This is a genomic window from Amycolatopsis coloradensis (genome assembly GCF_001953865.1).
In the GTDB taxonomy this organism is placed as follows: domain Bacteria; phylum Actinomycetota; class Actinomycetes; order Mycobacteriales; family Pseudonocardiaceae; genus Amycolatopsis; species Amycolatopsis coloradensis.
The window spans coordinates 145,385-165,296 of record NZ_MQUQ01000010.1 but is presented as its reverse complement, the minus strand read 5'-3'; the positions used below and the strand labels follow the sequence as shown (position 1 = coordinate 165,296).

The window sequence follows — 19,912 nt, the reverse complement described above, 5'->3', positions numbered from 1 at the left end:
GGACCGTTTATAACAAGATTTGTTATGAACGGTCCGTTCATAACGTCCGTGACCGGGCGCGAACCGCTTCACGCAAGGCAGCCGCACCGCTTAGTCCCAGCACGACCAAAGCCACCCCCGACGTCACCATCTCGATGGGCGAGGCCGCCAGCGGCGAAACCCCGGTCATCGATTCGACCCCTACCACCGCGGTCAGCACGGCGTACGCACCGATCGCCACCCACACCAGCCGCACGCGCCGCCGCTCGGTCCAGTCCGCGAACCGCAGCAGCCACGCCAGCCCCGGCACGATGAGGATCGCGTGCATCGCCACCGCGTGCAGCGGCTTCAGCGCGCCGGCCGTGGTGTAGGCGGCGTGCGGGTTCCCGCCCCGCGCCTCGACGACGCCGCTCGCGATCATCGCCGCGCCCGCGCCGAGCGCCACCAGCAGCGTGACCAGCCCGAAGCGCACCGCGAGCCGCATGCTCGGCGTGGTTTCCCCGTCGCCGCGTATCGCCGCGGCCGTGAACGAGACCGCCGTCAGGATGATGACGCCGCCACCCGCCGCGAGCGTCGTCGACACCGCGGTGTCGAAACCCGTCTCGAAGTTGAAGTGCGACGGCACCCCGCGCCAGGCCTGCGTGCTCACCAGCACCGTCTCGACGACACTCGCCCAGGTGAACACGCCGAGCAGCACGTTCCGCACACGCGGCCGCACCGTGACGTACGACGTCGCCCAGGCGACGGTGATCAGCGTCAGGCCGAACGACAGGCCGAACGTCACCGCCTTGCGCATCGACAGCGGCCCGGTCCACGAATCGCCGGAGGCGATCAACACGATCGTGTGCACCACGCCGCTGAGGAACAGGAGCACACCGGTCACGTAGGCGACGCGCTCGATCGTCCGAATCATGCCGACGAGTGTCTTCCCGAGCGCTGGGAAAAGCGTCACCCGTGAAGCGACATCTAGCGTACGTCCGGTGACGTAGTCGAGACGCCCCTCAGCGAGTACCGCGGTAAAGACCAATGGTCTGTTAGCCTGGGCCGCATCATGTCTCGCATCCTTGTCCGCGTCACCGCCCTGATCGCCGTTCTCGCCCTCCTGTTCGGCGTGCCGTGGTGGACGATCGTCGGCTCCCCCGAACTCCCGGCCGCGCTCGAGGTCCTCGGCACGATCGTGTTCGCCGCCGCGGCGCTCGCCATGCCCGCGTGCATGGTCCTCGGCCACGGGCCGGGGCAGCGCGACCTCGCGGCGAAGATCGGCGACCTCTCCCTCGGGCTGATCTGGCTGCTGTTCTCCTTGTCGATACTCGGAAACGTGCTGAGACTCGTCCTCTCGGTGTCCGGAGTGGACAGTGCGGCGGGGATCGTGTCCGGCGTCGTCGTCGTGGCCTTCGCGGCACTGGCGGCGTACGGGATGGCCGAAGCCCGGCGTGTCCCGCGCCTCAAGGAACTCGACGTCGTCCTCCCCCGGCTCGGCGCCGGACTCGACGGGCTCCGGTTCGCGATCATCACCGACACGCACTTCGGCCCGCTGAACCGGACGAAGTGGTCGGAGAAGGTCGTCGAGGTGGTGAACGAACTCAACGCCGACGTCGTGGCCCACGCCGGCGACCTCGCCGACGGTTCGGTCGCCAAACGCGAGGATCAGGTCGCGCCGCTCGGGAAGGTGCGCGCGAAGTTCGGCAAGTTCTACATCACCGGCAACCACGAGTACTTCGGCGAGGCGCAGGCCTGGCTCGACCACATGCGCGACCTCGGCTGGGAACCGCTGCACAACCGGCACGTGCCGGTACGGCAGAACGGGGACACCCTCGTCTTCGCCGGAATCGACGACCCGACCGGCGCCGCCTCGGGCCTCCCCGGTCACGGCCCCGACCTCCCGGCCGCGCTCGACGGCGTCGCCTCGAGCACTCCGGTCGTCCTGCTCGCCCACCAGCCGAAGCAGGTCGAGCAGGCCGCCGAGGCGGGTATCGACCTCCAGATCTCCGGGCACACCCACGGCGGTCAGATCTGGCCGTTCCACCTCCTGGTGCGGCTCGACCAGCCCGTACTGGCCGGACTTTCGCGCCACGGCGAGCGCACGCAGCTGTACACGAGCCGCGGCACCGGCTTCTGGGGACCGCCGTTGCGCGTCTTCGCGCCGAGCGAAATCACCCTCCTGACCTTGCGAAACAGCAAGTAGTCCTCTAGTTGCGACGCCTTCGGGAGCCGCGACATCCATCACCGACAACTTTTTTTGTCTTGACAACTTGAGAGTTCGGAGCGAGAGTTGTGCCCAACGCACCCCGTTCCGAAAGGCCGAGACGATGACCATCACCGCCACCCGAACCCCCGTCGCGATCCCAGCCCGCGCCCTGCTCGCCTGCGGCGCCGTCTCCGGCCCGCTGTACTTCCTGACTTCGTTCATCCAGGCCGCTCTCCGCGACGGCTTCGACATGACGAAGCATCCGGCGAGCATGCTGAGCAACGGCGACGCCGGCTGGATCCAGGTCGCGAACTTCCTGGTGTCCGGCGTCCTGATGATCGCGGGAGCGATCGGGGTGGGCCGGACGCTGGAGCCCGGCAGAGGCAGCGTCTGGGGTCCACGACTGCTGGGCGTCTTCGGTGTCAGCCTGCTGTTCGCGGCGGTCTTCAAGGCCGACTCCGGCAACGGCTTCCCGGCGGGCACCGGCCAGGCGAGCATCAGCACCGCGGGCGTCCTGCACATGGCCGCCGGTTCGGTCGGTTTCCTCTCGCTGATCGTCGCGACATTCGTGTTCGCGAGCCGGTTCTCTCGTCAGGGGCACCGCGGCTGGGCCGTCTACTCCCGTGCCACCGGCATCGCGTTCTTCGTCTCGTTCGCCGGGATCAGTTCCGGCAACGCGAACGCCGTCGTGATGCTCGCCTTCTGGGCCACCGTGCTGCTGGCCTGGGGCTGGGTCACCGCCGTCGTCGTCCGCACAGCCCGCTGAAGTCGCTGGACCGATCGAGGAGAATCCCCGTCATGAGCACCGTGACCTCGCAAGACGGCACCACCATCGCCTACACCCGCACCGGCTCCGGCCCCGCCGTCATCCTCGTCGACGGCGCCATGTGCCACCGCGAATTCGGCCCGGCCAAGCCGCTGGCCGCCGAGCTGGCCTCGCGGTTCACCGTCTACACCTACGACCGCCGTGGCCGCGGCGAAAGCGGCGACACCGAGCCGTTCTCCGTCGCCCGCGAAGTCGAGGACATCGCGGCGCTGATCAAAGAAGCGGGCGGAACCGCCCACGTGTACGGGATCTCGTCCGGCGCCGCACTCGCCCTCGAAGCCGCGAAGGCCGGGCTGCCCATCACGAAACTGGCGGTCTACGAATTCCCGCTGGTCGTCGACGACACCCGCCCGCCGGTCCCGGCCGACTACGCCGAACGGCTGGAGAAGGCCATCGCCACCGGACGGCCCGGCACCGCGATCAAGACTTTCATGCGCGAAGGCGTCCGTGTCCCGGCGCCGGTCGTGTTCATGATGCGGCTCATGCCCGCCTGGCCGAAGATGAAGACGGTCGCGCCGACCCTGCGCTACGACGCCGCGTTGTTCGACGGCCTGCACGACGGCACCCCGCTGCCCGAGGGCCGCTGGGCGAGCGTTTCCGTGCCGACGCTGGTCATGGACGGCGGCAAGAGCCCCGCGTGGATCCGCAACGGGGTCGCCGCGCTGGCGAAGGCCGTCCCCGGCGCCGAGCACCGCACGATCGAGGGCCAGACGCATATGCTCAAACCGAAAGCGGTGGCCCCGGTACTGATCGAGTACTTCAACGGCTGACGGAGCGCTCATGAGGATCGAACTGGTCGAAGGCGACATCACCGAACAGCAGGTCGACGTCGTGGTCAACGCCGCGAACTCGTCCCTGCTCGGCGGCGGCGGGGTGGACGGCGCGATCCACCGCCGCGGCGGACCGGAGATCCTCACCGAATGCCGGGCACTGCGCGCGGGGCACTACGGCAAGGGACTGAAGACCGGAGAGGCGGTCGCCACCACGGCGGGCCGCCTTCCGGCGCGCTGGGTGGTGCACACCGTCGGGCCCGTGTGGTCCGGCTCCGAAGACCGCTCCCCGCTGCTGGCGGCCTGCCACCGGAACTCGCTGCATGTGGCGGCCGACCTCGGCGCGCACACCGTGGCGTTCCCCGCGATCTCGACCGGGATCTACCGGTGGCCGATCGAGTCGGCCGCGGAGATCGCCCTCGAGACGGTGGTGAACACACTGTCGGCCGGGGCCAGTTCGGTGGAGCTGGTGCGGTTCGTGCTGTTCGGGAGGGCCGCCTACGACGTGTTCCGGGAGCAGGCAGACGCGCTGGGCGTGTGAACGCGGCCCGCGCTCCTCTCCGTGTGAAGTACCTGAAGCTCGCCGCCGTTGTGCCTGGTGATGCTGCTGAGGCCAGGGGTGCTGGTCCGGAGTGGGTAAGAGGAACCTTGAGGGACCCAGGGGCCGCGCTGTTTGGCCCGGGTGTCGCGAAAGCCACTTTCCGGGCGTCAGACGTCCCGAAAGTGGCTTTCGCGACACGACCAGCGGCCAGTCGCGAGGAGGTCCTCCACAGACCGGACCCGGGATCAACCGCACCCGGAATCCCGTAGATACCTGAGACGCTCACTCACGAGACCCGCCTACACCCTTGCCGGTGAGGAGCCCCGCGCGACCAGTTCCCGCGCCGCCCCGCTCCCGTCCGCCGGAACCGCCCAGATCCCCGACTCCAGCCCGTAAGCCACGGTCCGGTCATCGAGCCAGGCGGCCTGGTCGTCCACGCTGCGCGTCTCGGCCAGCAAAGTCTCCTTGCCGGACGCCAGCTCGAGCACGGCCAGCCGCCACGGCGCGGTGAGGTCGGCGGAAACCCGCTTCTTGAAAGCGATCCGCTTCCCGTCCGGCGAGAGTGACGGGCACTCGACGTTCTCCCGGATCATGTTCGCGCTGTACTTCTCGTAGTCCGCCTCGACGAGATAGGTCTTCCCCTTGGTCCCGACGGTCGCGTAGAACCGCTTGCCGCCGGGGGCGAAGGTGATGCCCCAGTAGTTCACGTCGGACGAGTAGTACTGCTTGCCGTCGAGGAACAGCGCCATCTCCTCGATGCTCTTCAGCAACTGCCCGCTCGACAGGTCGAGGATCCCGGCCCTGGTGGAAAACCCGGTCTCGGCATAGGAATCACCGTTGACGAACAACGTCCAGTAGACGAGCTTGCCATCGGGCGAGACCCGGCCCCGGCTGGGCGTGCCCGGCAGTTCGACGCGGCGGATCTCGTTCAGGTCCTTGTCCAGCACGATGACGTCGGTCATCGGCGGCAGCACGCCCGGCTGCGCGGCCAGGCACAGCGCCGTCCCCGCCGAGGCGGCGAACCGGTCGCAGCTGAGTCCCGCCACCTTCCGCACCTCTTCGGGCCGGTCGGCGGGCACGGTGGCCAGGTGACCGAAATCGGGGCCCTCCGCGGTGTTGCGGAACAACAACTGCCCGGGAGACTCCACGGTGACCGGCTGCCCGGACACCACGGCGACGGCGTTGACACCCGGCCCGCGATCCCGCGAAAGGATCCCGTACCCGACGGCCGCCGCGATCAGGACGACGACCGCCGCCACCACACCCAGAATCCGCGTCTTCATGCTTGTGTCCTCAATGGACGGACGACGGCCGCCGCGACGACCACCACCGCCAGCGTTCCGGCGGCGACCAGGACAGCCGCGTGCAGGTCCCATGCCGTCCACGCGAGTCCGAAAAGGACGGACGCGAACATCCGCGTCGTCGCCTGTCCGGTCTGCACCAGTGCCAGCCCGCTCGCCCGCTGATGTTCGGGCAGCAGCGGCCCGGCGGCGGCCATCAGGACACCGTCGGTCGCGGCGTAGAAGACACCGTGCAGGATCAGCGCCAGCACCGCGAGCACGCCGCCGTCCACCGGACCGAGCAGCGCCAGCAGCGCGGCGACCAGCGCGATATGCCCGCCGAGGAAGACCTTCCAACGGCCGACGCGGTCCGAGAGCCTGCCGAGCGGAACGGCGAGCAGCAGGTACACACCGGCGGTTCCCAAGGGCAGCAAGGGAAAGAAGACGGCGCCGAGTTCCCATCGGCGTTGCAGGACGAGGTACAGGAACGAGTCGCTGAGGGTGACCAGGCCCAGCAACGCGGCCCAGACGCAGATGCGGCGGAACGGCGCCTGCCGGATCAATCCCGCGGTCTCCCGCAACGACACCTTGTGCCGCCCGGCTCTCGGCGTCGGCTGATGGTCCTTGACCAGCACCACCAGGATGATCACGCCGATCGCGGCGACGCAGAAGCTGGTGAAGAACACCGAGTCGTAACTGCCGAGGCTCAGCCACAGCACGGCCATCGCGACCAGCGGGCCGAGAAACGCGCCGAAGGTGTCCATCGCCCGGTGCACGCCGAACGCGCGCCCGAGGTGTTCGGGGTCGCTGCTCAAGGTGATAAGGGCGTCCCGGGGCGCGGTCCGGACGCCCTTCCCGGTGCGGTCGGCCGCGAGCACCGCCCCGATCGCGACGGTGGACGAACCGGCCAGCATCAGGCCGATCTTGCCCAGCGCGGAAAGGCCGTAACCGAAGCAGGCGACCGCCTTCAGCCGCTGCCACCGGTCGGCGAGATGCCCGCCGAGGAGCCGGACTACGGCGGTGACGCCGGAATAGAGGCCGTCGAGCACACCGAACTGCAACGGGCTCAGGCCGAGACCGAGGACGAGATAGAGCGGGAGTACCGCGGTCACCATCTCCGACGAGATGTCGGTGACCAGGCTGACCAGGCCCAGCGCGACGACGTTCCCGGTGACGGCCCGTTTGATACCGCTCTTCGGGACCTCCGCCGCGGTGTCCGCTCCCCTGGCGGTGGCGATGTACATCCGAAACCTCCTTCACGCGCGCCGGATGCCGCGANNCCGCGACCAGGTGCCGAATCGCGTGGATCAGTGGCAGGTGTAGGTGGGCGAGGAATCGATGGCCTTGCCGTCGAGGCCGATCAACTGCGTCGAGAACGCGTTGTCCGACATGTTCAGCTTGAGCACGCCGTAGGTCGAGATCGCCTTCGCCGTCGCCGGGTGCTCCGTCTTGACGGGGTACAGGGACGCCCCGCCGCCACCGCCGATGATCTGCACCGGCCCGTTCGGATCCTTGGCCCCGCCGGCGTTCTGCGGGAAGAATCGCTCGTAGTGGTGGTCGTGCCCGTTGAGCACCAGGTCCACCTTGTTCTGGACCATGGTCTGCCAGAGCGTGGCCATCTTCGGGTTGTCGCCGTGGTCCCCCGAGGTGTAGCGCGGGTGGTGGTAGTACGCGGCGACGCAGGGCTTGGTGTTCTTCGCCAGGTCCTGCTTGATCCAATTCAGCTGCTCGTCGCTGACGGCGTTCGCGGCCAGCCCGGGAGAGAACTCCGTGCTGTCGATGGCCACGAAGTGCCAGTTGCCCATTTCCCAGCTGTAGTAGGTCTTCCCGTTCGGCGTCGCGATCTTGCCGAAGTACTTCTTGTAGGCGCCCAGCGGGGTGTGGTCGTAGGTCTCGTGGTTGCCGGGGATCGGGTGCATGATGTTCTTGTACTTGCCCCAGGTCTTGTCGAAGTAGTTCGTGAAGTCCTCGATGTGGGCGTCGTCGTACTGGTTGTCGCCCATGGTGATCACCGCGGCCGGGTTCATCTGCCCGACCAGGTTGGCGGTCTTCGGGTGGATGCACGAAGACGAGGACGCGGTGCACTGTTCGGCGATGTCGCCGGAGGCGGCCAGCACGAACGACGAGCCACCGCCCGCTTGCGTGGTCGCCTGGATCTGGTTGCTGGCGCCCGAAGTGTTGCCCGCGGCGTCCCTGGCCCGGACGGTGTAGGTGTACGCGGTCGCCGCGCTCAGCCCGGAGTCGGTGTAGGAAGCGCTTTCCGAAGTACCGACGACCTGGCCGTTCCGGAGGACCTCGTACGCGCTGACACCGACGTTGTCCGTCGACGCCGTCCACGTCAGGTCCACAGTGGACGAAGTGACGGAACCGGTCTTCAGGTTGGTGGGCGCGGTGGGGGCCTGGGTGTCGCCGGAGGAGTCCGACGTCCCGTAAACCTGCATCTCCCAAAGGGAGTAGCCGTAGCTGGTGGCGCGCTTCGTCGCGACCAGGCGCAGGTAGCGGCCGCGGGCGGACAGACCGGTGAGGTCGTCGGTGCCGCCGTTGCCGTTGGTGACGGACTTGACCGAGGTCCACGCCGAGCCGTCGTTGGAGACTTCCAGCTTGTACGCGGTGGCGTACGCCGCTTCCCAGTTCAGCTTGACCCGGTTGACGGCCGAGGGGCCACCGAGGTCGACGCGGATGAACTGCGGGTCCGCGCCTTCAGCGCTCGCCCAGCGGGTGCCGGTCTTCCCGTCGACGGCCAGCGGGCCACCGTATTCGGCGGACTCGATCGAGGAGACGAGGACGGGTTTACCTTGGGACAAAAGGACGTCGGCGGCCTGCGCGTGGCCGCTGAGCAGCGTCGGCAACAGGATCATCGCCGCGCCGAGTGGTAGTAGTCGGGTTCGGGCCTTCACATCGATCTCCCCGGGAATCCGTGGCGGCGGGTTGAGAGGGACAGGTGCGCGGCGTTTGTTCGTTTGGTAAGTTTCCTAACGAATGCGTACGGTAATCCGTGCCACTCAGCGAGTCAAGACATAGACTCGTCCCATGACCGGCGCCTTGATCTTCGACTTCGACGGAACGCTGGTCGACACGGAAGCCGCCGTCCTCGTGGCCTGGCAAGAGACTTTCCGGCAGCGCGGTGGCGAACTCCCGCTGGACGTCTGGCACACCGTGATCGGCACGCAGCACACCGCCACCGCGATGTTCGAACTGCTGGCGAAGGACGGCGAAGAACTCGACACGCTCGCGATCCGCACCGGCGTCCGCGCCAGGGTCACCGAGCTGCTGGAATCCGAGGGACCGCGTCCCGGCGTCCAGGACTACCTCGACGACGCGAAGGAATTGGGCATCCGGCTGGCCATCGCGTCGAGTTCGACCGGCGACTGGGTCACCACGCATCTGAACCGGCTCGGCCTCGCCGCTTCGTTCGAGGCCGTCCTCACCGGCGACCTCCACGAGGCGAAGCCGAGCCCGGACCTCTACCTCGCCGCGCTCGCGGCGCTGGATCTGCCGGCGTCCGAGGCGATCGCGTTCGAGGATTCACCGCACGGCGTCACCGCGGCGAAGGCCGCGGGACTCGCGTGCGTCGCGGTGCCGAACCCGATCACCGCGGTGCTGAACTTCGACCACGCCGATCTCGTACTGGGATCGCTGGCCGACAAACCACTCAGCGCGTTGCTTGAGGGGTAGACGACACGCGGCACGCGCGTGTCGTCCGCCCGATCACGCGTGTCGTCCCTCTGATCACGTGAGTTCTCCGTCTGATCACATGAATTCGGTGGCCTGGAGGGCGGAGCGCGTTGCTCAGCCGTCGAGCAGCTCACCCAGCCGGGTGAGGAATGGGCGCTGGCCCTTGAGGAGCTTCTCCTCCGCTTCGGCGAGCCCGAACCAGGCGGCCCTGTCGACCTCGGGGAACTCCTGCGTCCGGCCCGAGCGCGGCGGCCACTCCATCTCGAAGGTGCCCGGCACGACCTGAGCCGGGTCGAGGTCGCCTTCCACCGCCCAGACGGTGACGACCTTGCCGCCGGACTGCTTCACCTCGCCCAGCGGGAGGTACTCCCCCGCCGGCGCCGGCAGCCCCAGTTCCTCGGTGAACTCTCGCCTCGCGGCCGCCTCCGGCGTCTCGTCCGGCTCGTACTCGCCCTTGGGCACCGACCAGCCGCCCGCGTCCTTCTTCGCCCAGAAAGGCCCGCCCATATGCCCGAGCAGCACCTCGGTCACCTCGCCCGACCTGCGGAAGAGCAGGATTCCGGCACTCGTCTTACCCGCCATGGCGTCCAGTCTGCCGCTGCTCCGATCGAGTGACGTGCCCGGCCCGCGAAAAACTTTCCGGCGAGTTGTCGATTCGCGTCGAGCCCGTCCGACGCGTTGTCAGAAGCCGCCCCGCGGACCCTCCCGGAAGGACCGGAACCATGACGCAGACCCTCACCCCCGCCAAGGCCACCGCCGCCACCCCGCGTACCGCGAAGCTCCAGGGCGCCATCCAGTCGGCCGTCCGGATCGTCGTCTCGTTCCTCTTCCTCTGCCATGGTTTGCAGGGATTCGGATTCTTCGGCGGTGTCGACGGTGCCGGTGGCTCCGTCGAACTCGGCTCCTGGCCCGGCTGGTACGGCAGCGTCATCGAGGTCGCCGGCGCCGCGTTCGTGCTGGTGGGCTTGTTCACCAGGCCGATCGCGGTGCTCCTCTCCGGCGTGATGGCTTACGCCTACTTCACCGTCCACGCACCGGAAGGCCTGCTGCCGCTGCTGAACATGGGCGAGCTGTCCACCCTCTACTGCTGGATCTTCCTGCTGATCGCCGCGATCGGCCCCGGCACCTTCGCTCTCGACACCTTGCGCCGCCGTCGCTGATCGGAATCGCCGAGGCCTCTTTCCTGGAATGATTCCAGGAAAGAGGCCTTTATCGCGCTTCCGTCCATTACGACGTTGTCAAATCAGGGCATACCACGTGATTACCCCCCGAAAGAAAGTTCCCTACCGATGGGGGTATCCGGCATCCTCATGCACATCAATGGTTTAGACCACCTTGAGCCGGAAGGATGCGTCATGACCCAGACAGCCGCCGCCACGAGTGCCGAACTCGGCCAGACCCCCGCCAAGTGGCAAGGCCTGACCCTCTCCGTCGTCCGTGTAGTGGTCTCGTTCCTGTTCCTCTGCCACGGCCTGCAGAAGATGGGCTTCTTCGACAAGCCCGCCGTCCCGTTCGGCACCTGGCCGGGCTGGTACGCCGGAGTGATCGAGGTGGTCGGTTCGCTGCTGATCCTGGCCGGCCTGTTCACCCGCCCGGTCGCGGTCCTGCTTTCGGGCACGATGGCCTACGCGTACTTCGTCGTCCACCAGCCGGACGCGCTGCTGCCACTGCAGAACAAAGGCGAGGCGGCCGCTTTGTACTCGTGGATCTTCCTGCTGTTCGCGGTGGTGGGCCCGGGCACCTACGCGCTCGACACCCTGCGGCGTCGCCGTCGCGGCTGAGCCTCATTGCCGCGTGGACCTCAGACCCAGACCCCCACGCAAGTAGTCGACTACTTGCGTGGGTTTGGGCGCTCCCAAGGTGGCATTGGGTCCGCTGGGTGCACCCAATGCCGCATTGGGTGCACGCCACCCGGCGTTCGTCCAGCCCGCAAGTAGTCGACTACTTGCGTGGGTTCAGAGAGGCGTCAGCGGCCCTGCGGCAGCGCCGCCGCCAGGTCGGACAGCGCGAGCACGTGCTCCATCAGCACGGTCAGCACCTGCTTCGTCGAATCGCGTTCCCGCGCGTCGCACAGCAGCAGCGGGACGTCCATGCTGACGTCGAGTGCCTGCCGGACCTCCTCGGTGCCATAGCGATAGGCGTTGTCGAAGCAGTTCACGGCGACGACGAACGGCAGTCCGCGGCGCTCGAAGAAGTCGACGGCCGCGAAGCAACTGTCGAGGCGCCGGGTGTCGGCCAGCACGACGGCGCCGAGCGCGCCTTCGGCCAGTTCGTCCCACATGAACCAGAACCGGTCCTGTCCCGGCGTACCGAACAGGTACAGGATCAGCTCGGGGTTGATGGTGATCCGGCCGAAGTCGAGGGCCACCGTGGTGGTCGTCTTCTTCTCGACACCGGTGAGGTCGTCGACGCCCTCGGACGCCGCGGTGATGACCTCCTCGGTGCGCAGCGGGGGCACCTCGCTGACCGAACCGACCATCGTGGTCTTACCGACCCCGAACCCGCCGGCGATGAGGACCTTGACCGCGTTCGCGGTCAGGGATCGCCGGGGCTCAGAGTTTCCGGATGCCATCAAGAACCGCCTGGAGTACGTGTTTGTTGGGAGTGTCGGTGACCGGGGTCGCGGTGCGGAACAGCACGAGGTTCTGTTCGATGAGGTCGCTCAGCAGCACCTTCACCACCGGCAGCGGCAGATCGATGCGCGCGGCGACCTCCGCGACGGAGGTCGGTCTCTGGCACAGGTTGAGGATCCGCCCGTACTCCGGCTCGAAGCCGGCGACCTCGTGCGCCGTGCGCATGGCGACCACCAGGGTGATCAGGTCGAGGCCGATCGTGTCCGAGCGGGTGCGCCCGCCCGTGACCGCGTACGACCGGACCAGCGGACCGGCCTCGTCCTCGAACCACGACTCGTGCCGCCCGCTCATGGCGAGAGGGGAGTCGCGGCGCGGGGCGCCGAAGTGAGCACCGCACCGACCCGCTTGACCATCAGGTTCATCTCGTAGGCCACGAGACCCATGTCCGCGTCCTCCTTGGCCAGCAGCGCGAGGCAAGCACCGCGGCCCGCCGCGGTGACGAACAGGAAGGCGTGGTCCATCTCCACCATGGTCTGGCGGACGTTGCCGCCGCCGAAGTGCCGTCCCGTGCCCCGCGCGAGGCTCTGGAACGCCGACGCCACCGCCGACAGGTGTTCGCCGTCCTGCTCGGACAGGTTGCCGGACTTTCCGATGAGCAGACCGTCGGCCGACAGGACCACCGCCCGGTCGGCACCGCTGACCCGCTTGACCAGGTCGTCCAGCAACCAGTCGAGTTCACTGACTCCCGCGTTGGCCATCTAGTCACGATCTCCGTACATGTCGAGGTCGGTGTAGTCGTCGGTGGGTTCGGTGTCCCGGCCGCGACGCGTGCCCTGCTGGAAGGCCGCGAGGCGGTTCCTTGCCAGCTCGGGGGTGTCCTCGCGGACCTCCTCGCGCTGGGCGGCGGGCCGGTCCTCCATCAGCTGGGGGACCAGGTTCGCCTGACGGCGGCGCTGCGGCAGCGGTGGCCTGCCGGGCGCCTCGGGGCCGGGTCGCCGGGTCTGCGGCGGACGGCTGTCCTGCGGCCGCGAATCGGCGGCCGGTGGCCACGCCGGCGGCTGCGCGGGCTGCGGCCGGGCCTCGGCACGCGCGGGCTCCGGGCGGATCGGCTCGGGCCTGGGTGTGTCGAGCCGGGGCACTCGCGGACGGCGCGGGGGCAGCGGCGGCAACGCGGTGCCGGGCTGCTCCGTGCTCTGCTGCGGCTGTTCCTGGGGAGTCACCGGCATCGGCACCGGGAGTTCCGGCCGCTCCGCGGGGAGCTCGGTGCGGTGGCGGGCACGACGGCCCGGGAGCAGCGGTGCGGCGTCCGGCACCTCGGTGCTCTCGGGGTCCACCTCGTCCTCCGGCTGATCAGACGGGACCGGCGCGAGCAGGTCGGTGCGGACGAGCACGATGGCCCTGGTGCCGCCGTACGCGGACTCGCGCAGGTGCACGGAGATCCCGTGACGCGCGGCGAGCCGCGCGACCACGAACAGGCCCAGTCGTGGCTCGGCTGACAACGCCATGATGCCGAAGTCCGGCGGATCGGCCAACATCGCGTTCAGCTCGGCCGCCTGCTCCGGCTCGATCCCGAGCCCCTGGTCCTCGACCTCGATCACGACGCCCTTGCCGACCACGTTGCCGCGCAGCTCGACCCGCGACTGCGGCGGGGAGAACGAGGTCGCGTTGTCGATCAGCTCCGCGAGCAGGTGCACGAGGTCGCCGACGACCGGGCCCTGTACCGCGATCGCGGGCATCTTCGCCGTCTTCACCCTGGCGAAGTCCTCGGTCTCGGCCGAGGCACCACGGGTCAGCTCGGCGAGCGTGACCGGCTTGCGCCACTGACGGCCCGGCTGTCCGCCGCCGAGGATGATCAGGTTTTCCGCGTTGCGGCGGGCACGGGTGGAGAGGTGGTCCAGCTGGAACAGGGTTTCCAGCTGCTCCGGGTCCTCCTGCTTGCGTTCGGCCTGGTCGAGCACCTTGAGCTGACGGTGCACGATGACCTGGCTGCGGTGCGCGATGTTGAGGAACACCGCCTTGGTGCCTTCACGGGTCCTGGCCTCTTCGACGGCGGCCGCGATGGCGGTCTGCTGCGCCTTGTTGAAAGCCTCGGCGACCTGGCCGATCTCGTCGTCGCCGTGGTCGAGGAAGTGCCCCTTGTCGTCGAGGTCGACGGACTCGCCCGCCCGGACCCGGTCCACCAGTTCGGGCAGCCGGATCTCGGCGACGTCGAGGGTGTCCTCGCGCAGCCGGGCCAGCCTGCCGATGAGCCGGTTGGACAGCCGCAGGGCGATGACGAACACGCCGATGGCCACGAGCAGGGCGATGGCCGCGGCGATGGCCGAGGTGATCAGCGTCCGGTCGGCCTCGTCGATGGCCTCGGTGGTGGCGGCACCACTCTGTTCGACGAAGCCGCGCATCATGGCGTCACCGACGCCGCGCGCCGACTGGAGCCACACCTGCTCGGGCACCGGGAGCGTGGCCTTGCTGTTCTGGAGGAACGTGTTCTCGACCGTGTTGACGGCCTTCCACGGGTCGCTCGCGACGAGCTGGTCGAACTTCGCCTTGACGTCGGGGCGCATCCGCGAGACGGACGACTCGAGCAGCGAGCGGTACGAACCGACCTGGCTGACGTAGGCGCGGTAGGTCTCGTCGGTGAAGCCACCGCCCGCGACCGCCGCGGCGGCGAGGGAGTTCGCGCGCTGCAACTGGTCGATCGCGGTGAACAGCGGCACCGCGGTGATGCGCTGGTAGGCGTTCTCCGCGTTCGGCGCGTCCTGCGCGAGACCCGTCAGTCCTTCGACGAACTGGTCGAGGATCTGGTTGTAGAAGGTGAAGGCGTCCAGCAGGGGCAGCTGGCCGGAGTCGGCCGACTGCCGGATCTGCGGCATCTTCTGGAACAGCCCGTTCACCGTGGCGATGTTGCGCTGCACGCTGTCAGGCGAGTCGCCGATGAACTTCTGGAGGTGCGTGACGACGCCCTGTGTCGCGGCGTCGGTCTTGGCGCGCTGCTCCACGAGGGTCGCGTGCTGCGAACGGTCGCCCGCGAGCTCGCGCAGCGTCAGGCGGCGCTCCTCCTGGATCTGGGCGAAGAACGGGACGGAAGGGGCTTCCGAGTCACGGATCCGCTGCGCGTAGTCACGGCCATTGACCGCGCCGGAGATCAGGTACCCGCCGATCGCGAGACCGACGAGCATCAGCGCGATGCTGGGAATGAGCGCGATCGTCAGAACGCGCGAACGAATCGAAGAGCCGCGGCCCCGTCGAAGGGAATTCTGCTTCACCGTGGTCCGTTTTCCTTCCGGCAGTTATTGGTTTCGGGTCACCGGGGATCTCATACCCGCGGGATCCGATAGCCGGATCAACACAGCGTGGTCCGCTCCGCCCGCGAAGACGCTAGGAGACCCAAACGGGCGAGTCAAGTCCGGACGCGAAGGGTAGTCACATACAGCCGTGACCAGGTGACGAAGGGCCGCCGGACCTCGAAAGTCCACCACGTGGACACGGGCACCCCGCCAAGTGACCCGCCAGTAGATCACCTGGCGGTTTACCGCAGTCAGCGGCTAGATCGACGCTCATCGGACTCGATCAAGTAACACCCGGTGACACTCGCGTCCGGACGAAAAAGTCCAAGAAAACTACGTGTCGTGACCTCGCTCACGCTTTCGGATGAGGGCTTCACATACCGTTCGGTTTGCGAACGACTTCACCCCGGAGGAAGGCGGCCGTAAGACCGTTCGATCCACGGAATCGAGAATTACCTGCGCCTATCGCCCGCGAATCGGCGAAATGATCTTCACCGGTGCGGCCCAGCTCCTCGTCAAGGAGCGTGTCGACTCTCGTGGAAGCGTCGCGGAGCATCCGGACGCCCGCCCAGCACAAGGTCGCCACCCCGCAGACCAGGATCACGACGAGCACCGTCTCGACCGGATAGCGCGAGCCGAATTCGTTGAGCAGGAAACCGGAAGCGACACCGAACACGGCGACGGCGGTATAGGTGAGCGACACAATCCCCTCCTTCTCCAGGCGTCGTGGCCCCCGCCTCGTCGCTGAGCCGGGTGACGCGAGTTTTCCTTGCGCCCCAGGGGAAGGATCCACGTCACACGCGCGGCGAGAGCGAGTATCGAGACTAACAGCGGATTCGCCGAACATCGCCTCGTCTCCCCCGACGGGGCGACGCGATCAACTTTTCGCACCGATTCCCGAATGAGCTTCACCATTCGCGCGACTGTCGCGACGCCTCCTCGAAGGCGATTTCGTCCGTCTGCGGCAAGACAGAACGTTCTATATCGTGGAACCATGGCAGCCACGACCACGCGCCGCTCCGCGGCGAGGGACCGCCTCCTGGAGACGGCGGCGAAGATCTTCTACACGCGGGGGATCCACTCCGTGCCGGTGGACGACGTCATCGTCGCGGCCGAGGTCAGCCGGGCGACCTTCTACCGCCACTTCCCCGGCAAGGAGGACCTCGTCCGCGCCTACCTCGAAGCCGAGCACGACCGGATCCGCGGTCTCGTCGCCGCCGCGGCGGAAGAGAAACCCGACCCTTCGAAGATGCTCGAAATCCTCGTCCTCGGCATCGGTGAGGAGATCCGCGCGCCGGGCTTCCGCGGCTGCCCGTTCATCAACGCGGCCGCCGAGTACCCGGATCCGGAACACCCCGTGCGGAAGGTCGTCCGCGAACACCGGACGTGGTTCCGCGACTCGATCGCGGAGATCGTCGCCGCGACGGGGCACCCCGATCCCGGGGCCGCCGCGCGGGAGTTGACCCTGCTGCGCGACGGCGCCATGGTCGGCGGCTATCTCGAAGACGCCGGCGAGGTGCGCGAGAGCCTCGCGCACGCCGCCCGCCCCGTACTCAGCTCCGGAGTTCCCGAAGCCTTAGTTCCCCCAGCGTCGTGACAGCGCGAAGCACCTCGCCGAAGGTGGTGTAAAGCGGCGCCAAGCCGAACCTCAGCACATTGGGCGGCCGGTGGTCGCCGATCACCCCGCGTTCGATCAAGGCCGCCATCGTCTTGGCCGCGTCGTCGTCGACGATCGAGATCTGGTGTCCGCGGTCGTCGCCGCGCGGGGTCGGGATCCTCGCGCCGTCGAGGAGTTCGTCCGTGCACCGGAAGAAGAAATCGCCGAGCGCGAGCCCCTTTTCCCGCAGCAGCCCAAGATCCAAGCCGTCCCAGACGTCGAGGGCCGCGTCCAGCGCGAGCAGCGAAAGGATGTCGGGAGTGCCCGCGCGGCCTCGCGCCATCCCGGCGTGCGGCTCGTACGCGCCGCGCATCGCGAACGGGTCGCGATCACCTGCCCAGCCCGCCAGCGGCTGTTCGAACCGGTCCAGCCATTTCGTTGCCACGTAAAGGAAAGCAGGCGCACCCGGGCCGCCGTTCAGGAATTTGTAGGTGCAGCCGACGGCGAGGTCCACCCCCGCCGCGTCCAGTTCGACCGGGAGCGCGCCGACGCTGTGGCAAAGGTCCCACAGCGCCAGTGTCCCCTTGCGGTGCAACGCTTCCGTCAGCGCGGCCAGGTCGTGGACGCGCCCGGTGACGTAGTCGACGTGGTTGATCAGCGCGACGGCCGTCCGGTCGCTCACCTCGTCCGGCATGCCCTCGGCGACGACCCGGCGCACCGTGCGCCCGGTCAACCGGGCGGCTTCGTCGGCGAGGTAGCCGTCGGTGGGGAACGTGTCCGCGTCGACGAGGATCTCGTCACGGCCGGGGTTGAGCCTGGTCGCGGCGACCAGTGCCTTGAACAGGTTCACACTGGTCGAATCCGCGACGACGACCTGCCCCGGCGCCGCCCCCACGAGCGGTGCGATCCGCTCGCCGACCCGCACCGGCGCTTCCCACCAGCCCTCCGACCAGGATCGGATGAGCCGCCCGCCCCATTCCTCGCGGACGACCGCGGCGACCCGATCCGCCACGTGCTTCGGCGGCGCGCCCAGCGAGTTGCCGTCGAAGTACGCGATCCCAGGGTCGAGATCGAACTCGTTTCGCTTGTGCGCCAAGGGATCGGCCGCGTCCAGCGCGGCGGCTTCGGCTACCAGGTCAGTCACAGTGGTCATCGTCGGTGAGAGCGCCCCGGAAGTCCACGGCTGACGCGATGAAAACGGAAAAGGTGGACATTTCGCGTAGCGCGACCGTGGCCGCGATTCTCTATCCACCGCTGACGACAGCACTTACAGTGGGCTTGATCAGGCAGCATCGAGGAGGCCAGCGTTGACCACCCAGCCGACCGTCGCCGAGCAGATCGAAGGCCAGACCATCCCCGCCCTGCTTCACCGCAACGCCCAGGAGTTCGGTGAACTGCCCGCGGTGACGTCACTCGACATCGAGGGCAAGCCGACCCTGACCTGGCGTGAATTCCACACCGCCATCGCGGAGGTGTCGCGCGGGCTCGCCGGGCTCGGGCTCGGCTCCCGCGACCGGATGCTGATCATGGCGCCGAGCAGTCCCGAACACCTGATCGCCGACCTCGCCGCGGCCCATCTCGGCGCGATCCCGTGCACCGCGTACGCGACACTCAGCCCGGAGCAGGTCGGGTTCGTCGCCCGGCACAGCGCCGCCGGCGTCGTCGTGCTCGCCGGTGCCGACGAACTCGGCCGCTGGTCCCAGGTTCTCGACGACCTGCCGGCGCTGCGGCACGTCGTCCTGCTCGACGCGTCCGTGATCCCCCCGGACGACAAGCGTTTCCTGTCGTTCGCCGACCTGCGAGCCGCGGGCGCGGAAGCACACGCCGCCGATCCGCGGGCGTTCGAGACGGCGTGGTCCGCGATCGGCCAGGACGACCCGCTGTCGATGATCTACACCTCCGGCACCACGGGCGACCCCAAGGGGGTCGTGCTGTCCCACCGCAACGCGATCCACCAGGCCGCCGCGGTCCGGAAACTGCACGACTCCCCGATGCACGCCACGAACATCGCGTACCTGCCGCTCGCGCACATCGCCGAACGCGAACTGTCGATCTACATGCCGATCGTGTGGGCCGGGCACGTGCACACCGTCGGCGACCCGACCGCCGTCGTCGGCGCGCTGGGGCAGGTGCACCCGAAGAGCTTCTTCGGTGTCCCGCGGGTGTGGGAAAAAATGGTCGCGGGCCTGAAGAACCTGCTCGGCTCGCTGCCGGAGGACAAGCGGAACGGGCTGATCGGCGCCAACGAACTGCTGCAACAGGGCTACAAACTGCGCAGCGACGGCAAGGAGGTCCCGCCGGAACTGGCGGAAGAGATCGCGCGGACCGACGCCGCCGCGCTCGCGCCGGTGCGGGCCATGCTGGGCCTCGACCAGGTCGAGGTCGCCTCCAGCGGTGCCGCCGCGCTGCCGGTCGAGATCCTGTACTTCATCGCCGGGCTCGGCGTCGAAATCCAGGAGGTCTGGGGCCTGTCCGAAACCACCGGCGCCGTCACGTCCAACACGCCGTCGGCGTTCAAGGCGGGCTCGGTCGGGAAGCCGCTGGAAGGCATCGAGGTCAAGATCGCCGAGGACGGCGAACTCCTCGTCCGCGGCGCGATCGTCTTCCTCGGGTACCTCCAGGAAGACGGCTCGATCAAACCGGACGTCGACGCCGACGGCTGGCTCGCCACCGGCGACATCGGGACGATCGACGAACGCGGCTTCGTCACGATCACCGACCGCAAGAAGGAACTGATCATCACCTCCAGCGGCAAGAACATCGCCCCGACGAAGATCGAAGGACTGCTCAAGGAGCATCCGCTGATCGGCCAGGCCGTCGCGATCGGCGAGAGGCGACCGTACGTCACCGCGCTGATCGTCGTCGACGACGAGATCGCCCCCGGCTGGGCCACCGCGAACGGCATCCAGCTCACCGAAGGCGAATCGCTCGCCGACAACGCGCAGGTGCGCGCGGAGATCGACAAGGCCGTCGAGGCCGCGAACGCGCGGCTGGCGCGGATCGAGCAGATCAAGCGATACCACGTGATCCCGAAGGCGTGGACGCCGGAAAGCGGCGAGGTGACCCCGACGCTGAAACTGAAGCGGCGGATCATCAACGACCGGTACGCGCCCGCGATCGCGGATCTCTACGTGGCGGCCGCTCCCGCTCCCGCCGCCGGTTCCTGAGCGAGCACACGGCGTACGCGTTCTCCGAGTAC

Annotated in this window: 20 protein-coding genes; 9 read left to right on the top strand and 11 right to left on the bottom strand. The window is 68.4% G+C overall.

From position 1 onward, the window contains the following. Window positions 1–37: 37 nt before the first annotated feature. Entirely contained in the window at window positions 38–892 is an 855-nt protein-coding gene (locus BS329_RS19045; protein WP_076162570.1) for a hypothetical protein, read from the bottom strand. Between the two features lie 138 nt (window positions 893–1,030). On the opposite strand from BS329_RS19045, the gene BS329_RS19040 reads away from it, so the two are divergent. The 4 genes from BS329_RS19040 to BS329_RS19025 all read left to right on the top strand — a co-directional run bounded on the left by BS329_RS19040 (window position 1,031) and on the right by BS329_RS19025 (window position 4,304). Then, complete coding sequence (locus tag BS329_RS19040) at window positions 1,031–2,164, top strand: metallophosphoesterase (protein ID WP_076162569.1); 1,134 nt, start codon at window positions 1,031–1,033, stop codon at window positions 2,162–2,164. Between the two features lie 124 nt (window positions 2,165–2,288). Next, window positions 2,289–2,933 carry a DUF998 domain-containing protein gene (locus BS329_RS19035; protein ID WP_076162568.1) on the top strand — a complete coding sequence of 215 codons (645 nt, stop codon included), beginning with the start codon at window positions 2,289–2,291 and terminating at the stop codon, window positions 2,931–2,933. Window positions 2,934–2,965: 32 nt separating this feature from the next. Then, window positions 2,966–3,763 (top strand): alpha/beta fold hydrolase, encoded by a 798-nt coding sequence (locus BS329_RS19030; RefSeq protein WP_076162567.1) that lies wholly within the window; start codon window positions 2,966–2,968, stop codon window positions 3,761–3,763. A 10-nt stretch (window positions 3,764–3,773) separates the two neighbouring features. Continuing rightward, window positions 3,774–4,304, top strand: coding sequence for an O-acetyl-ADP-ribose deacetylase (locus BS329_RS19025; RefSeq protein ID WP_076162566.1), 531 nt, complete (start codon window positions 3,774–3,776; stop codon window positions 4,302–4,304). Window positions 4,305–4,603: 299 nt separating this feature from the next. On the opposite strand, the gene BS329_RS19020 is transcribed toward BS329_RS19025, so the two are convergent. The 3 genes from BS329_RS19020 to BS329_RS19010 form a co-directional block, all read right to left on the bottom strand. Continuing rightward, on the bottom strand, window positions 4,604–5,587 hold the full coding sequence (locus BS329_RS19020) for a TolB family protein (RefSeq protein ID WP_076162565.1): 984 nt from the start codon (window positions 5,585–5,587) through the stop codon (window positions 4,604–4,606). After that, window positions 5,584–6,828, bottom strand: a complete 1,245-nt coding sequence (locus BS329_RS19015) for an MFS transporter (RefSeq protein WP_076162564.1) — start codon at window positions 6,826–6,828, stop codon at window positions 5,584–5,586. The genes BS329_RS19020 and BS329_RS19015 overlap by 4 nt, the downstream gene beginning before the upstream one ends. 63 nt (window positions 6,829–6,891) lie before the next feature. Continuing rightward, window positions 6,892–8,442: a discoidin domain-containing protein gene (locus tag BS329_RS19010; RefSeq protein WP_076162563.1), complete on the bottom strand. Its 1,551-nt coding sequence runs from the start codon at window positions 8,440–8,442 to the stop codon at window positions 6,892–6,894. A gap of 172 nt (window positions 8,443–8,614) precedes the next feature. Here BS329_RS19010 and BS329_RS19005 point away from each other — a divergent pair, with 172 nt between their 5' ends. Then, on the top strand, window positions 8,615–9,259 hold the full coding sequence (locus BS329_RS19005) for an HAD-IA family hydrolase (protein WP_076162562.1): 645 nt from the start codon (window positions 8,615–8,617) through the stop codon (window positions 9,257–9,259). Between the two features lie 114 nt (window positions 9,260–9,373). On the opposite strand, the gene BS329_RS19000 is transcribed toward BS329_RS19005, so the two are convergent. Continuing rightward, entirely contained in the window at window positions 9,374–9,841 is a 468-nt protein-coding gene (locus BS329_RS19000; protein WP_076162561.1) for an NUDIX hydrolase, read from the bottom strand. Window positions 9,842–9,981: 140 nt separating this feature from the next. Between BS329_RS19000 and BS329_RS18995 the strand changes: the two genes are divergently transcribed. Further along, on the top strand, window positions 9,982–10,419 hold the full coding sequence (locus BS329_RS18995; RefSeq protein ID WP_076162560.1) for a DoxX family protein: 438 nt from the start codon (window positions 9,982–9,984) through the stop codon (window positions 10,417–10,419). A 195-nt stretch (window positions 10,420–10,614) separates the two neighbouring features. Continuing rightward, the gene (locus BS329_RS18990) at window positions 10,615–11,040 is read left to right on the top strand and encodes a DoxX family protein (RefSeq protein WP_076162559.1); all 426 of its coding nucleotides are present in this window, start codon (window positions 10,615–10,617) and stop codon (window positions 11,038–11,040) included. Window positions 11,041–11,225: 185 nt separating this feature from the next. Here BS329_RS18990 and BS329_RS18985 read toward each other — a convergent pair whose 3' ends face one another. The 5 genes from BS329_RS18985 to BS329_RS18965 form a co-directional block, all read right to left on the bottom strand. Beyond that, a complete protein-coding gene (locus tag BS329_RS18985) occupies window positions 11,226–11,831 on the bottom strand; it encodes a GTP-binding protein (RefSeq protein WP_076162558.1) in 606 nt (201 codons plus the stop codon). After that, on the bottom strand, window positions 11,812–12,183 hold the full coding sequence (locus BS329_RS18980; RefSeq protein ID WP_037306798.1) for a DUF742 domain-containing protein: 372 nt from the start codon (window positions 12,181–12,183) through the stop codon (window positions 11,812–11,814). Before BS329_RS18980 ends, BS329_RS18985 begins: the two co-directional genes overlap by 20 nt. Next, window positions 12,180–12,590 (bottom strand): roadblock/LC7 domain-containing protein, encoded by a 411-nt coding sequence (locus tag BS329_RS18975; protein WP_076162557.1) that lies wholly within the window; start codon window positions 12,588–12,590, stop codon window positions 12,180–12,182. The genes BS329_RS18980 and BS329_RS18975 overlap by 4 nt, the downstream gene beginning before the upstream one ends. Then, on the bottom strand, window positions 12,591–15,095 hold the full coding sequence (locus tag BS329_RS18970) for a sensor histidine kinase (RefSeq protein ID WP_076162556.1): 2,505 nt from the start codon (window positions 15,093–15,095) through the stop codon (window positions 12,591–12,593). A gap of 394 nt (window positions 15,096–15,489) precedes the next feature. Then, window positions 15,490–15,963, bottom strand: a complete 474-nt coding sequence (locus tag BS329_RS18965) for a hypothetical protein (RefSeq protein WP_244197216.1) — start codon at window positions 15,961–15,963, stop codon at window positions 15,490–15,492. 147 nt (window positions 15,964–16,110) lie between these two features. On the opposite strand from BS329_RS18965, the gene BS329_RS18960 reads away from it, so the two are divergent. Next, on the top strand, window positions 16,111–16,713 hold the full coding sequence (locus BS329_RS18960) for a TetR/AcrR family transcriptional regulator (RefSeq protein WP_076162554.1): 603 nt from the start codon (window positions 16,111–16,113) through the stop codon (window positions 16,711–16,713). On the opposite strand, the gene BS329_RS18955 is transcribed toward BS329_RS18960, so the two are convergent. Further along, window positions 16,670–17,866 (bottom strand): kynureninase, encoded by a 1,197-nt coding sequence (locus BS329_RS18955; RefSeq protein WP_076162553.1) that lies wholly within the window; start codon window positions 17,864–17,866, stop codon window positions 16,670–16,672. The genes BS329_RS18960 and BS329_RS18955 overlap by 44 nt on opposite strands. A 154-nt stretch (window positions 17,867–18,020) precedes the next feature. Here BS329_RS18955 and BS329_RS18950 point away from each other — a divergent pair, with 154 nt between their 5' ends. Continuing rightward, the gene (locus BS329_RS18950) at window positions 18,021–19,880 is read left to right on the top strand and encodes an AMP-dependent synthetase/ligase (RefSeq protein WP_076162552.1); all 1,860 of its coding nucleotides are present in this window, start codon (window positions 18,021–18,023) and stop codon (window positions 19,878–19,880) included. Window positions 19,881–19,912: the final 32 nt, after the last annotated feature.